12 protein-coding genes are annotated in these 13,440 nt (G+C 44.2%); 2 read left to right on the plus strand and 10 right to left on the minus strand.

Annotated features, from left to right (window positions below; translation table 11 throughout):
• Positions 1–72: 72 nt before the first annotated feature.
• The 8 genes from AC4E8A_RS18195 to AC4E8A_RS18230 form a co-directional block, all read right to left on the minus strand.
• Positions 73–738 carry a hypothetical protein gene (locus AC4E8A_RS18195; RefSeq protein WP_490195076.1) on the minus strand — a complete coding sequence of 222 codons (666 nt, stop codon included), beginning with the start codon at positions 736–738 and terminating at the stop codon, positions 73–75.
• A gap of 12 nt (positions 739–750) precedes the next feature.
• Positions 751–1,854, minus strand: coding sequence for a nicotinate phosphoribosyltransferase (locus AC4E8A_RS18200; RefSeq protein ID WP_490195078.1), 1,104 nt, complete (start codon positions 1,852–1,854; stop codon positions 751–753).
• Between the two features lie 167 nt (positions 1,855–2,021).
• Complete coding sequence (locus AC4E8A_RS18205; RefSeq protein WP_490195079.1) at positions 2,022–4,868, minus strand: DNA translocase FtsK; 2,847 nt, start codon at positions 4,866–4,868, stop codon at positions 2,022–2,024.
• Positions 4,869–5,075: 207 nt separating this feature from the next.
• Positions 5,076–5,681, minus strand: a complete 606-nt coding sequence (gene ytpR, locus AC4E8A_RS18210) for a YtpR family tRNA-binding protein (protein ID WP_490195081.1) — start codon at positions 5,679–5,681, stop codon at positions 5,076–5,078.
• Positions 5,682–5,683: 2 nt separating this feature from the next.
• Positions 5,684–6,499 (minus strand): DUF1444 domain-containing protein, encoded by an 816-nt coding sequence (locus AC4E8A_RS18215; RefSeq protein ID WP_490195083.1) that lies wholly within the window; start codon positions 6,497–6,499, stop codon positions 5,684–5,686.
• A 1,655-nt stretch (positions 6,500–8,154) separates the two neighbouring features.
• Complete coding sequence (locus AC4E8A_RS18220; RefSeq protein ID WP_490195085.1) at positions 8,155–8,466, minus strand: thioredoxin family protein; 312 nt, start codon at positions 8,464–8,466, stop codon at positions 8,155–8,157.
• Between the two features lies 1 nt (position 8,467).
• On the minus strand, positions 8,468–9,484 hold the full coding sequence (locus tag AC4E8A_RS18225; RefSeq protein ID WP_490195087.1) for a PTS sugar transporter subunit IIC: 1,017 nt from the start codon (positions 9,482–9,484) through the stop codon (positions 8,468–8,470).
• A gap of 176 nt (positions 9,485–9,660) precedes the next feature.
• Positions 9,661–10,173, minus strand: a complete 513-nt coding sequence (locus AC4E8A_RS18230; RefSeq protein ID WP_490195089.1) for a hypothetical protein — start codon at positions 10,171–10,173, stop codon at positions 9,661–9,663.
• A gap of 180 nt (positions 10,174–10,353) precedes the next feature.
• Between AC4E8A_RS18230 and AC4E8A_RS18235 the strand changes: the two genes are divergently transcribed.
• Positions 10,354–10,800, plus strand: coding sequence for a YtoQ family protein (locus tag AC4E8A_RS18235; RefSeq protein WP_490195091.1), 447 nt, complete (start codon positions 10,354–10,356; stop codon positions 10,798–10,800).
• A 69-nt stretch (positions 10,801–10,869) separates the two neighbouring features.
• On the opposite strand, the gene AC4E8A_RS18240 is transcribed toward AC4E8A_RS18235, so the two are convergent.
• Both AC4E8A_RS18240 and AC4E8A_RS18245 read right to left on the minus strand, forming a co-directional pair.
• Complete coding sequence (locus AC4E8A_RS18240) at positions 10,870–11,394, minus strand: DUF84 family protein (RefSeq protein WP_490195092.1); 525 nt, start codon at positions 11,392–11,394, stop codon at positions 10,870–10,872.
• 78 nt (positions 11,395–11,472) lie between these two features.
• A complete protein-coding gene (locus tag AC4E8A_RS18245) occupies positions 11,473–12,546 on the minus strand; it encodes a M42 family metallopeptidase (protein ID WP_490195094.1) in 1,074 nt (357 codons plus the stop codon).
• A 542-nt stretch (positions 12,547–13,088) separates the two neighbouring features.
• On the opposite strand from AC4E8A_RS18245, the gene AC4E8A_RS18250 reads away from it, so the two are divergent.
• A complete protein-coding gene (locus AC4E8A_RS18250) occupies positions 13,089–13,403 on the plus strand; it encodes a hypothetical protein (protein ID WP_490195096.1) in 315 nt (104 codons plus the stop codon).
• The last annotated feature ends 37 nt before the right edge of the window (positions 13,404–13,440 follow it).

A 13,440-nucleotide genomic window follows, 5' to 3' on the forward strand; every position in this document is an offset into this window, starting at 1 on the left:
GTATTGACCGTATTATAATGAAAAGATTATATCATCTTTTTCTGCCAGTGGCTATGAACGACAAGTATGACTTTATAGCGAAAGGGCAATGAACCGGGCAGCATTTTCCTTCAAATAGCTTCTCCAAGTGATGCTATGGTCCTTGCTCACGCTTTCATAATGGTCCATTAGGCCGGCAAATACTTCTCCATCCTTTACCCTGAAAGGATGACCGATTAACATACCTTTTGTAACTAACGGTATTTTTCTCATGAAAACCAGATCACCGGCTTTCCAGTTCGACCCTTTGCGGGACGGATATACAACTACCTCACTGTGCTTATGTATCATATTCTGTACAATTAATGAATTTTCATCGCAATCAATTTCCATTACTTCCACCGGTTCCCAAGCGGCTGTCAAGAACAACGCACCGAGCATCCTGTCCGTTTCCGCCATCTGTCCTGCATTCTTGTTTAGAAATTGATGGAATACTGTTTTGTTTGCCGCTGTTTTATAATCAAACAACAGCCACTGCCTGAACAGGATATCCAGGTCGGACCCTTCAGGAACCCTTTCGAACGGGAGGGAGAATTTTTTTAAAAAGAAGAACTTAGCCCTCACCCTTTCCCGGATATTGGTCTCTCTTTCTAAAAAAAGCAGGCTTTGCTGATACAGGTCTTCTGTATGCTCCTCAGCCTGCTGCTGTTTCTTTCGTTTATAAGATGCCAAGTTGATCAGCGATTCTTCTTTCTTCACCTTTCCTCACACCTATTGCCATTCGACTTTTTCCAAACGCTCATTCCACCTGAATTTTCTTCCCGCTTTAGCCTGAGGCTGTCCGTCAAGCGTTACATTATCCCCAGTGAAGCCAATGTTCACTTTTAAAAGGCTGCCGCCGACACCATACATATCAACTGGTACCTCGTTTTCTTCAAATGATTGAATGCGCTCTTCCGTAAATCCGCCGGATACAACGATTTTCACATGGTGGAATCCTTCTGCATCCAACTCATGGCGAAGCGCCTGTATCAATTCAGCATTGACGCCCCTTGGATCAAATGTGCCAAGCACATGCTGGTTCCTGACAAAATACTTGTCAATCATGGTCCGTGAAGTATCAACGCGGACCCCTCTTAATTCTGAACCAAACTCCCTTGCCACTTTCAGGGCATCATAGATAACATCATTATTATAGTCAACGAGTGCAATCAATTCATCCTCCGGGAAGGTTTCCTTGTAGGCCTGGGTCGCAGCTACTATGTCTCCATTGAAAAGCTGGATCAATGCATGCGGCATCGTCCCCATCCCCTGTTTGCCCCACCATTCATTCATGGCGTGTGTTGCTTGGGCTGTGGATCCGCCGATGAATGCTGCATATCCATCCCCAGCCTGCTGGGTGTAGTGATCGTCACGATCTCCCATAAAAATGACCGGTTTCTGCTTCCCAGAAAGCGAAGCTGCCTTCATCAGCTTATACACATTTGTTGCCACTGACGTCCTTCTGGCAAGGATGCCATCAATGATGCCTTCTAGATAACCGAAATCCTGGTACCTGCCTTTAACCGTGAGCACCGTCTCAAAAGGCGAAATTTTGTCACCATCTTTTAATGAATGGATTTCAAGCTGCTCCGGGTTTTCAGCAAATGTATGCAAAAGGGCGATGACTTCGTCCGAACCACACAGAACTGCATGGTCCTTTTGGAAGAACTGCATCGTGATGACGGAATCAGGTTTGTATTTCTTTGCAATTTCCCTCGTTTTCAAAAAATATACGGCAGAGAACCAGCCTTCCTTGACCCTCTCATCAAACTTGAATGTTTCGTTGGTTAACCTGCTTAACTTCCCCTGAAGTTTCAACTGAATTTCTTTCATCTAAAAGCTCCTTACCATCAACTGTACACGTCTATTTAGTTGTTATTTTTTAAAAAATATGACGAAACAAAAAAGTGAAGAACGATTACGAACCTCCTTCACTTTTTTGCTATTAAGTTACATGTATTGTTTTAGTGATATAGTCCGTCTTTTAAGAATACCACTTATTAGATGATAGTACTAGTGTCTTGCAGTTCTTCAAGCTCCCTAGAAGAAATTAACACATCTCTCGGTTTGCTTCCTTTCGCTTCGGATACGATTCCATGGCTTTCCATCATATCCACCAGTCTGGCAGCACGGTTATATCCGACACGGAAATGCCTCTGGATGAGAGAAGTGGAAGCCCCTCCCTGATTGACTACAAATTCACACGCTTCAAGGAAAAGTTCATCTTCCTGTTCATCCACTTGTGCTTTTTTCAGCAGTTCGTCCTGTTGGAACAAGTAATCCGGTTCCCCTTGTTCCCTCACATGGCTGACGATGTCATCAATTTCATCATCGGAAACGAAAGTGCCTTGAAGCCTTACAGGTTTGGATGATCCATTTTCCAGGAAAAGCATATCCCCTCTTCCCAGGAGTCTCTCGGCTCCGCTTGAATCAATGATGGTCCTGGAGTCCACTCCTGAGGAAACAGAAAAAGCGATTCTTGTTGGTACATTCGCCTTGATCAAACCCGTAATGACATCCACCGACGGGCGCTGAGTTGCAATAATTAAATGAATTCCGCATGCCCTCGCCTTTTGTGCAATACGGCAGATTGCTTCTTCTACATCGGCCGGAGACATCATCATCAGGTCTGCGAGCTCATCAATGACAATCACAAGGTATGGAAGCTTCTGGTTCTTTTCTCCATTTCTTCCGGCTTTCAGGTTATATCTGCTGATATCACGAACACCACTATGTGCGAACAACTCATATCGTTTTTCCATTTCCTCCACAGCCCATTTCAATGCTGCTGTCGCTGCCTTTACATCCGTTATGACAGGGCTGACCAGATGAGGCATCCTGTTATAGGGAGCCAGCTCGACCATCTTCGGATCGATCAGCAGAAGTTTCAGGTCCTGAGGTGAGGCTTTATATAAAAGGCTGACCAGAATGGAGTTGATGCAGACACTTTTTCCTGATCCCGTCGCACCTGCTATGAGTCCGTGAGGCATCTTGTTCAAGTCTGTCACAATCGGTTCACCGGAAATGTCGAGGCCGAGAGCTGCTGTTAACGCTGATGAACTTTCCTGGAACGGGGCACTGGAGATAATCTCGCTCAGCGCCACCGGACGGCTCTGCTTATTCGGAACCTCAATGCCGATTGTGTGCTTCCCTGGAATCGGTGCCTCGATTCGGATATCCCTTGCAGCCAGGCTCAATTTGATATCGTCAGCCAGGTTGGTGATTTTGTTTACTTTCACCCCCGGCTCCGGTTGTACCTCAAATCTGGTTACGGCCGGTCCCTCTGTCACATTCACGACTCTGGCTCTCACATTAAAGTTGACCAATGTATCATTCAACAGTTCCCTTTGTGCCTCAAGCCACTCGACACTCGACTCCTTAGATACAGGAGGGGAAAGGAAATTCAGCTGCGGGAAAGAATACCCTTCCTCTTGAACCGGTTGGTCTGCAAGTTCCTCATATTTTTTCACTGATGTCTCATCAGTGAGCTTCTCTTCCTTCATATTCTTCACTGAAGGAGAGACAGAAACTTCTTGATCCGGAACCGCTGTCTTTCTTTTGTCCTGCTTCAGCATTAAGACATTGAAAGGAAGATGGGCACGGGATTCAGGCTTCTTCTGATCTGGTTCCTCTCCTTTTACAGACTCTTCTTCGATTGTTTCAGTCTGCACCCCTGTTTCTGCAAGCTGAGCTTGTGTTTGTGCAGCCTCTTCTGGTTCTGCGTTTTCAAGTACTGGCTGCAGTTCGATTTTTGTCTCAACGGCGGGAATTTCTTCTTCGTATACGACTTCGTCTGCAGCAAGTGCATCTGGTTCAGGTGGTCTATCTTCTTTTTGCTCAGAGACCCTTTCATTCTTCAGTTGATCGAACCGTTTGTTCCTATCTATCATCCGCTTATCCTGCTTCAGCATCAGGACGTTGAAGGGAAGGTGCGAGCGTTTAGAAGCAGGTTCTGCTGCTGGTGCTGCCTCTTCCTCTGCAGGAGTTTCCCCAGGTGTATCCTCGTCTGGACCTTCCTCAATTGTCTGGTCCTCAATCACAGGATAGTCTTCACTTGCTTCAGCTTCTCTCCATTCGGGAGCCTTCTCTTCCTCCTGCTTATCAAAGAATTCCGTTTCAGAAGGGATATCGTCTTCAGCTTCTGTCAAAAGAACTGGTGATTCCTCCTCTGAAACTTCAGGGTCTTGAAGGACCACTATGGGACTGCCTTCACTTGAAGAATCAGTATGGAGGCTTTCTACAGTCTCCTCTTGTCTATCCACTGCTGCCTCGTTGGGTGCATCTGTAACAGGTTCTGCTGCTTCAAAAGACGACTCAACTGATTCTTCTAAACTGTTATTTTCTACATCTGTATTCTTATCTTGTACAGAAGGTACCTCTATTCCCGGCCACCTTCTTGGCTCGCTGCTCTTCAATTCAAATGGGATCGGGTCCTCTTCCTTTTTAACCGGCTTGCTGAATCCATAAATAGGAGAAGGAATTTCAGTAGGACGGAACGGGCGTCTTGCTGCCTCATCTTTTTTGATTTTTTTCTCCTGTTTCGGTTTTTCTTTTGGTTTGTTTACTTCCTTTTCAACAGGAGCCTCCTCTTGCAGGGAATTGCTGCGCCGCTGCCTTCTTTGTTCCGAGCGCTTCACTCTTTCTTGGCTGCCGGTTTCCCTTTGATCAGGGATGATAGGGAAACGGAATTCGCCTTTAGGATATTGATAGGATACTCTTGCTTCAATTTCTTTTTGGTTATCATTTGGTTTCGGATTGTCTATATGTCTCTCCTCTAGATAGGAGGTTTCATCTAAGTGAAAGTCGTCATCTTTAAATCTTCCAAACATTTTTTTAAGCCAACTCAATTATTATCACTCTCTCTACTGTAATCACTATTTATTTTAACAGTTAAAAGAAAAAATTCGAGTAAAATTGCCAGAATGGGAGATTTTGTCCATGATTGGCTGCCGCAGCCATCTCCATTCGTAAGTCATGCTGCTCATGGATAAAAAAATTGACTCATATGGAATCCGGGATTCCCGTCTGAGTCAATTTTTGATTTTGTATGTTGATTAGAAGGAGAATGGTTCCCCGGCTTTCGCGTTCTCATCCAAGACCAGAATGCCTTTTTCTTGTGGGGCGTCCGGAAGATCCAATTCTTTTGCCGAGCAGATCATTCCCGATGAAGCCACACCTCTTAACTCTGCATCTTTGATAAGCATCCCGCTTGGCATGACAGCACCGACTTTGGCAACAACCACTTTTTGACCGCTGTCGATATTCGGTGCACCGCAAACAATCTGAAGTGTTTCGCTGCCGACATCCACTTTACACACACTAAGCTTGTCTGCATTCGGATGCTTTTCTTTTTCCTGAACATACCCTACAACAAACTTAGGGGAGAAATCGGCCTGAAGAATTTCCTCAAATCCATTCTTTTGAATAGCCTCATTCATTTCGTTCAGCTTGTCCTGATTCATATCCATTTGCCCGTTGGCATCAATCGTCATGTAAGAAGAAGCGTTGAACAGGTTAAATCCAAGGGTCTCACCCGTTTTCTCGTCGTAGATCCTTACAGCGTCACCCTTTTTATCAAACGACTTATCGCCTTCAAATCCCGGAGCCATGGAAATGATTAAAGTATCTCCTATGCCTTCCATATTGTAAAAAACATTCATTCTTATTTCTCCCTTCCAGATTTACGGTCTTTTCGATCTTGAGCCAATATAAAAATCGGTTCCAATTCATTATCTTCGTAAAGAAAAGATAAGGAAGTAATCGGAACTTTCCCGTTCGTAAAGAAGCTCATGGTCAATTCAGCAAGAATATCATACCCTGTTTCATTACGGATGTCACCAATTATCAGTACATCCTGATGTGGTACGGAAACGGTCATCTCGCCCTCAACCTTAGATTTCATATCCTTAAGGAAAGACGTATTCAAAATACGGCTTCCATCATAGCCATCATTTGTATTGAGGAAATGAAAAATATTGCCTGCAAGTGTATCCTGCTTCAATTTAATTGGAAGGGAACGCAGGTTAAAAAGAGCTGCTTCCTTCACTTTCTCTGATGTCCAGCCCTCCGTCTGCAGCAGCTTCTCATCCATCATCCGATATGTAGTGCCAAGATCCACAGCGTAGTAAATCCGGGTTTCTGCTGTGTGTTCTTCCGTTATAAAAGGAATATCTTCATGAGTCATGGTCGGGAACGACGTTGAACGGACAACCGGAAAAATCTGTTTCTCTTTATCGGTTAATGTGTGCTGATACCCCATTACCTCCAGGGCTTCTTCCACATAGTAGACCACTTCATCGACGGCCTTCTCTTTTGAAACTTCCCATTTCGCGACTATCGGTGCCAGCGTAACACTGATCCCCTTACTCGTGTTGGTATTCTCTATACGCAGAACTTCTTTCTCTCTATCAAAAATAAACTTTCGTTCAGCAGAAGAAAGCTTTTCTTCAAGCATTTTCCTCATTTTTTTTGCATCCATATTTTGTCCTCCTCTTCTTCAGGAGCATACTTTAATCGTTCTTATTGTACAATAAATGCCCTGCGATACAAAACGAAAGGGGGGATTCCGCCGTTTTTGTCCTAAACATCTGGTTATGAACCTAGATCCTTCTTCTATAACCGGGTGTTTCTCGACTCATCACTTGGTTTTAAACCGCAGGGCTAACTATAACCTGGTGGTTCTCGGCTTATCACATGGTTTTAGGCGATATATCCTTCTATAACCTGGTGGTTCTCGTTTTATCACTTGGTTTTTGGCAATATATCCCTCTATAACCTGGTGGTTCTCCCCTATTCACCCGGGTACAGCACGATTTATCTTCTATAATCAGGTGGTTCTCGCTTAATCACCTGGTTTTAAACCGGAGATCCTTCTATAACCGGGTGGTTCTCCCCTATTCACCCGGTTACAGCACGATTTAGCTTCCAAAACCATGTGTTTCTCGCTTAATCACCTGGTTTTAAACCGGAGATCCTTCTATAACCGGGTGGTTCTCCCCTATTCACCCGGTTACAGCACGATTTAGCTTCTATAACCAGGTATTTATCGCTTAATCACCTGGTTTTAAACCGGAGATCCTTTTATAACCTGGTGTTTTTCCCCTATTCACCCGGTTACAACACGATTTAGCTTTTATAACCAGGTGTTTATCGCTTAATCACCTGGTTTTAAACCGGAGATCCTTCTATAACCGGGGGGTTCTCCCCTATTCACCCGGTTACAACACGATTTAGCTTTTATAACCAGGTGTTTATCGCTTAATCACTTGGTTTTAAACCTAGGATCCTTCTATAACCGGGTGGTTCTCCCCTATTCACCCGGTTACAGCACGATTTATCTTCCAAAACCATGTGTTTATCGCTTAATCACCTGGTTTTAAACCCGAGATCCTTCTATAACCGGGTGGTTCTCCCCTATTCACCCGGTTACAACACGATTTAGCTTTTATAACCAGGTGTTTATCGCTTAATCACTTGGTTTTAAACCAAAGATCCTTCTATAACCGGGGGGTTCTCCCCTATTCACCCGGCTATAGCACGATTTAGCTTCCAAAACCATGTGTTTATCGCTTAATCACCTGGTTTTAAACCAAAGATCCTTCTATAACCGGGTGGTTCTCCCCTATTCACCCGGGTACAGCACGATATAGCTTCCAAAACCATATGTTTATCGCTTAATCACCTGGTTTTAAACCAAAGATCCTTCTATAACCGGGTGGTTCTACCCTATTCACCCGGGTACAGCACGATTTAACTTCTATAACCATGTGTTTATCGCTTAATCACCTGGTTTTAAACCCGAGATCCTTCTATAACCGGGTGGTTCTCCCCTATTCACCCGGTTACAGCACGATTTAGCTTCCAAAACCAGGTGTTTATCGCTTAATCACCTGGTTTTAAACCAAAGATCCTTCTATAACCGGGGGGTTCTCCCCTATTCACCCGGGTACAACACGATTTAGCTTCTAGAACCATTTGTTTATCGCTTAATCCCCTGGTTTTAAACCGGAGATCCTTCTATAACCGGGTGTTCCGCCTCTATATACACCCATTTCAAAGACGCAGCTCCTCCCGATTACCTTTGAAGCACAAACAAAAAAACAGAGAGGCCCTCATGCCCCTCTGTTCACTAACTTATAATCCCTGAATGAACTCTTCGATTTGTTCTTTGGTTTTTCTATCCTTGCTGACAAATCGGCCAAGCTCTTCTCCGTCTTTGAATGCGACGAAGCTCGGAATACCAAATACGCTGAGGTCTGCACATAGGTCGATGAATTCATCTCTATCTACGTACACAAATGTGTATTCAGAATTATTTTCTTCAATTTCAGGAAGCACCGGATCAATCACCCGGCAATCAGGACACCAGTCCGCTGAGAACATGAAGATGTGTTTTCCATTGTTTCTCATTGTATTGAATTCTTCTATACTTGAAAGTTTTTGCATTTTATTTACCTCCCGTACTGATGTAGAGCTGGTCAGATTTTATCCAGCCGATTTTCCTCATATAAAGAGATATTACCAGCGTAAGAACCGCAGGTCCAATAATATGCAAGATCAGGATCTGCATCCAGACATCAGCAGAAAAGCCCATGGTTTGCAGTGTCATGATCTGACCGACAAACCCGCTTGTTCCCATCCCTGCTCCAGCTGCATTATTTTCCATCACCCAAAGCGTCGTCCCGATTGGTGCCAGGATCATCCCAGCCAGGGTCGGTGGAATGAGAATGCGTGGATTTCGGACGATATTAGGTACCTGAAGCATCGATGTTCCAATTCCTTGCGCAAGGAATCCACCCAACTTGTTTTCACGATAGCTCATGACAGCAAATCCAATCATTTGAGCACTGCAGCCAATCGTTGCGGCACCAGCTGCAACTCCGCTTAAATCAAGCATCAACGCAATCGCAGCAGAAGAAATTGGCGCTGTCAACGCAAGTCCCATCAAGGCCGCTACCAGGATGCCCATCACGACTGGCCGTTGTTCAGTTCCCCATTCAATCCAGCTGCCAAACAACACCATGAAGTCCCCTATCCAGGGGCCGATCAAAGCGGCTGCCGTGTAACCTGCAGCGATTGTGACAAGAGGAGTGACGATAATATCAATTCTTGTTGTCTTGCTGACGAGCTTTCCTATTTCTGTAGACAGGACAGCAGCCACATAAGCTCCCGCCGGTCCGCCCAAGGCTGCACCTGCCGCACCCGTAACTACGCCAGCGAAAAGCACCAGCGGCGGGGCTCCAAGCCCATAGGCAATCGCTGCTCCAATGGCAGGTCCCATAAGGCTGATGGAGAGGTCTCCCATTTCAACCAGAAAATTAACGTTCACCTGCTGTCCAATGGTTTTTATAATAAGTCCAATAATTAAAGATGAGAACAATCCGAGCGCCATAAAGGACAGGGCATCAATGAAATACACTTTTGCAGAAGGCTTGACTCCCTGCTTTTCAAAAAAATCCCTCATAGTGGGCCTCCTTTTTCGATTTTATAAAACAGAATCATTTACTAGTGTAAAGACACATGTCGTAAATGTCCACTAAATTTTTCTTCCCTTTGTTCGTCTTTCCTTTACCTCCAGGATATATAGACCCCTTTTCCTAAATAAAAAATGCCTGATCCAGGACCAGGCATAAATCAATGTTATTTATTTTCAACGGAAGATACGACTTTCATCATGAATTCACTATCGTCCACAAGGTCATCCTTAACAGATTGGGTGGACATTTTGGTGCCGCCGATTCCTGCAGTCAGCTCAAATTGGTCTTCTTCCATTTCCCGGATGACATAAAAACCAAACCTGTCTCCATCCTTGAAGGTTTCCTGTTTGATGATGTTTTTATCATCCTGGACCGCCAATTCAAAAAGTTGTTCGCTGTCTGTTTTGACATTTTGGTTATAGAATAAAATATAAGTATTATTTCCATCCTCGATAATGACGTTATTGGCATTTTCTTCTTTAATTGATGAACCAGATGGGAGATGGAATCGGAAGTTTTCTGTCTCCTCATTTGCATCATCATCAGGATTTTCAAAGGTTTCCTTTACGGCTTTCACTGCTTCTTCCTGACTTTCTTCCAGTGTTGCACCGCTGCATCCTGCTGTGAGCATAAGAATTAGAACGACAGAAAGTTTGTATATCATTGATTTTGACATCCATATCACTCCTTACCTAGCAATAGTTCTTTTCTATCATACCCCTGTAAAAGCCCTATTGACAACCCTCTATTTATTAATATTCCCCATCTTTCGACAATTCATGAGAGCCTTTCCATTCGTTCACACTTTCTATTCATGATAAAATGAAACATAACGATTCTTGAGGAGGCTGGAAAAATGGAATTAACGGTTTATTTAGCAGGAGAGATCCACAGTGACTGGAGAAGTGAAATCAAAGAAAAGGCAAAGACATTGCAGCTGCCCCTTTCCTTCGTTGGTCCAATGGAAAATCACGAACGTTCAGATAATATCGGGGAAGAAATCCTTGGAGAACAGCCTGATCCCGTTTTCAAAGATGACAGAGCGTCGGATTTAAATAATTTGCGGACTGAGGTTTTGATGCAGAAGGCCGATTTGGTAGTTGCTTTATTCGGTGAAAAGTATAAACAATGGAATACAGCCATGGACGCAGGTGCTGCTGTCGCAAAAGGGAAACCGCTCATCTTGATTCGCCCGAGGGAACTTCATCATCCACTTAAGGAACTATCTAACAAATCTAATGTTACAGTGGAATCAGTCAATCAGGCCATCAAGGCATTATCGTATATTTTTGAAGAAAAATGAAGCATTCTGAAAAACAGAAAGGACACTCATCCCTCTGGGATTTAGCGTCCTTTTTAATTTCCAATTATATTATGAATGCGAATTCCTATACTCCCACTGTCCAACCAGAAGTTTTACAATGTGCTTGAACATTTCATCCCGGTTGACGGCTTCATTTGTAAATATGCCCATCGCCCCTTCGTGATGGCGGATTCCTTCTGTTTGGCAGAAGCCGTCCATTACCGGCCCCAGCTCTTCACCATTCAGCAGTCTTTTTGCAATACTTTCGGGAAGGAGTATTCTGGCACCACCTGCAATGATCGGTTCCTTGCCGTTTTCTGCAAGTGCTCCCCAGTTGCAAAGGAATAACCCGTATTCTGTATGCACCACTCCTCCTTCCAACCCAATTCCGATGTCCCCGCTGGATCGTTCCAGAACAGCTGAAGCACGATTGACAGCGCCCTGGATTGTCTCTTTATCTGAAAATGGCTGTTCACTAACGCCTGAATCCGTTTTAAAGCTTTCATAATGAATTTCTTGATTGAGCAATTCGGTAAGGCCGCCTTTAACCGCTTCAATCTTTGCTCTGTTTTTTGTTCCAATTCCTACAATCATGGGAACCCTCCTTTCTTTCTTCTTTTTACAATTCCAAATAAAGAAAGAGAGGTCAGCCCCCTCTTTCCGAAATCTTTATTATGAATTTTTAAGAATGCTGTCGATCGTGGATCGATCACACTCTTTTACAAGCTTCGTAAGTAATTCTTTAGCAGCTGCATAATCATCTACATGAATCATGGAGGCATGAGTATGGATGTAACGGGAACAGATTCCGATTACAGCACTTGGAACACCTTCGTTTGAGATATGCACGCGGCCTGCATCCGTGCCGCCTTGGGAAACGAAATATTGGTATGGAATATCGTTGGATTCCGCTGTATCCAGGATAAACTCCCTCATTCCTCTGTGAGTGACCATGGAACGGTCAAGGATGCGCAGTAAAGCGCCTTTTCCAAGATGGCCAAACTCATTCTTGCTTCCAGACATATCATTGGCCGGGCTTGCATCAAGAGCAAAGAAGATATCCGGATTGATCATATTGGCAGCAGTCTGGGCTCCGCGAAGTCCGACTTCCTCCTGCACAGTTGCTCCGGAATATAGTGTGTTCGGCAGTTCCACATCTTTCAGTTCTTTGAGAAGCTCTACTGAAAGTCCACAGCCGTAACGGTTATCCCATGCCTTCGCAAGGATTTTCTTTTCATTAGCCATTGGCGTGAACGGACAGATCGGCACAATCTGCTGGCCGGGCTTAATTCCGATTCTCTTAGCATCTTCTTTATCATCTGCACCGATATCGATCAGCATGTTCTTGATATCCATCGGCTTTGAGCGCTGTGACTCTTCCAGCAGATGCGGAGGAATCGAACCGATGACACCCGTTACCGGCCCGTTGTCTGTCATGACTTGAACACGCTGCGCCAAAAGAACCTGGCTCCACCAGCCGCCAAGTGTTTGGAAGCGGATCATTCCGTTACCTGTCACAGAAGTCACCATGAATCCTACTTCGTCCATGTGTCCTGCAACCATTACTTTCGGGCTGTTTTCCTTCCCTTTCCTTACGCCGAATATCCCTCCTAAACCGTCTTGAATGATTTCATCCGAATATTTTGTAAGTTCCTGCCTCATAAACTTCCGCACTGCATGCTCATTCCCGGGTGCACCAGGCAATTCTGTCAGCGTACGGAATAATTCCAATGTCTCTTGATTCATAATGGCTTAAACCCCTTTATATATGTATTAATTAATCTTCTTTTTATTTTACAGAACTTTCAAGCGACTTTCCACAAATCTTGCTTGAAAATGAATTGAACCTTTTAATTCGCGATTTCATTTAAGAACGCAGCAAATTGCGGTATGACATCCGCTGCCGGTGCTGGAAAGTCCGGGCTGGCGCTGAACCAAAAAGCGGAAGGGCCATTCAGCACCGAACGGATTGGAAGGCTCTAGCATGTGATAAAGAAACATAACGAAAAAAGTGAATTGACGATGACTCATCACAAGGAGGCTCCGACTGGTCGTCGGCCGATAGAGCAAGACGAATCCAGCTTTCCAACAGGAAATCGTTCACCTCCCGCTCCAACCAAACACTAGTGAGATAAGCAGGAATTATCCTTAAGGAAAGAAGATGACCAACCCATATCAAATTTTTTTATTTTATCTTAACTCAACGGCCCTATAACTCTTTTGAAGTGTACCTTCTTCGAAAGTTTAGTATAATAAAATCAGAAATATTTGAACAAGGAGGAAACGTAATGAATTGGAAATCGTTCTTGCTCGGCGCAGGAGTCGGGATCGCCGGAGGATACTTACTTAAAGAAACGCTTGATACAAAAACATTGCATTCTCCTGAAAAGGTTTTACACTCGGTTAAAAGTGCCTTTAAGAAAGAGGGACCGATTGACGGCTCATGGATTGGCATGGTCCCGGAAAGCTATGAAGTATATCCCGTCAAAACAAAAGTTTACAGAGGCGGAATTTCCCGTCGTCAGGACGGGGAACTTCAGCAGTATGAATTTATAGCTGACTCCACAAATGGAACAGTATTAAACATTCAAAAGATATCTTAACCAAAAACTGAAAGGCTGATGACAGCCTTTCAGTTTT

The organism is Bacillus sp. SRL337, from assembly GCF_984799155.1.

Bases quoted from the DNA above. Each gene is read 5' to 3' on its own strand.
- AC4E8A_RS18250 (WP_490195096.1), top strand. From the start codon at position 13,089: ATGAATTGGAAATCGTTCTTGCTCGGCGCAGGAGTCGGGATCGCCGGA.
- AC4E8A_RS18225 (WP_490195087.1), bottom strand. From the start codon at position 9,484: ATGAGGGATTTTTTTGAAAAGCAGGGAGTCAAGCCTTCTGCAAAAGTG.
- AC4E8A_RS18240 (WP_490195092.1), bottom strand. From the start codon at position 11,394: ATGATTGTAGGAATTGGAACAAAAAACAGAGCAAAGATTGAAGCGGTT.
- AC4E8A_RS18215 (WP_490195083.1), bottom strand. From the start codon at position 6,499: ATGGATGCAAAAAAAATGAGGAAAATGCTTGAAGAAAAGCTTTCTTCT.
- AC4E8A_RS18200 (WP_490195078.1), bottom strand. From the start codon at position 1,854: ATGAAAGAAATTCAGTTGAAACTTCAGGGGAAGTTAAGCAGGTTAACC.
- ytpR (WP_490195081.1), bottom strand. From the start codon at position 5,681: ATGAATGTTTTTTACAATATGGAAGGCATAGGAGATACTTTAATCATT.
- AC4E8A_RS18235 (WP_490195091.1), top strand. From the start codon at position 10,354: ATGGAATTAACGGTTTATTTAGCAGGAGAGATCCACAGTGACTGGAGA.
- AC4E8A_RS18220 (WP_490195085.1), bottom strand. From the start codon at position 8,466: ATGCAAAAACTTTCAAGTATAGAAGAATTCAATACAATGAGAAACAAT.
- AC4E8A_RS18230 (WP_490195089.1), bottom strand. From the start codon at position 10,173: ATGTCAAAATCAATGATATACAAACTTTCTGTCGTTCTAATTCTTATG.
- AC4E8A_RS18245 (WP_490195094.1), bottom strand. From the start codon at position 12,546: ATGAATCAAGAGACATTGGAATTATTCCGTACGCTGACAGAATTGCCT.